This is a genomic window from Natrinema sp. H-ect1, from assembly GCF_041821105.1.
GTDB lineage: Archaea > Halobacteriota > Halobacteria > Halobacteriales > Natrialbaceae > Natrinema > Natrinema thermotolerans.
In genome coordinates, this window is sequence record NZ_JBGUBA010000027.1 from 1 (window position 1) to 822 (window position 822).

General features: G+C 63.4%; 1 protein-coding gene. It reads left to right on the top strand.

The window, feature by feature from the left end; genetic code table 11:
* Positions 1-822, top strand: an 822-nt coding sequence (locus tag ACERIM_RS19450; RefSeq protein ID WP_373633839.1) for an RNA-guided endonuclease TnpB family protein, incomplete at both ends; no start/stop codon positions are given.

The following is an 822-nucleotide window of genomic DNA, read 5'->3' on the forward strand; positions in this document are numbered from 1 at the left end:
AAGGTGAGGCTTCGGTCGGTGAGTTCCGGCTGTTCCAGAACCGCCGGACGTGGACCTTGCACGTCACCATCGAGTACACGATCAAGGAACCCGACGCGAGTGACGATCCGACGTACGTCGGCTTCGATATCGGTGAAAGTGCGCTGATTACGGGCTGTGCCCTCAAACGCGACACACCGACGACGCCGCTGTTGATCGACGGCGGCCGGGCGCGACACCTCCGCAAGGAGATGCACACGACGCTGAAACGCCTGCAAGAGCGCGACGCCGCCGAGTGGCGACTCGATGAGCGGTTCGACCACTACCAGAACGCGCTCACGGATATCGTCGAGAAAGCGTCGCGGGAAGTCGTCGAGTACGCCCGGCAGTTCGACGACCCGGTGATCGTGCTCGAGGACCTGTCGTACATCCGCGAGCGACTGGATTACGGCGCGTACATGAATCGGCGGCTTCACGCATGGGCGTTTGCCCGACTGCAAGGCCGAATCGAGGACAAGGCACTCGAGGCTGGAATCCCGGTCGAGTACGTTCAGCCGGCGTACACCTCACAGACGTGCCACGCGTGCGGTCACATCGGCCGCCGTGACGAACAGGCCGAGTTCCGGTGTACGAACGACGAGTGTCACATTTCGACGTTCCAGGCCGATATCAACGCCGCGGCGAACATCGCTCGCCGCGTCGATCCGTGGGGTGAGAGCGTTCCCTGGAAACCGGAGCGCGATGACACGCCACGGAATGGGAGCCCCAGTGACAGGGCCACGGAACGCCGGGAGGCGAGTCGGCAACCCCGACAGACGACCCTCTCGGAGTATGGTTCCGAAA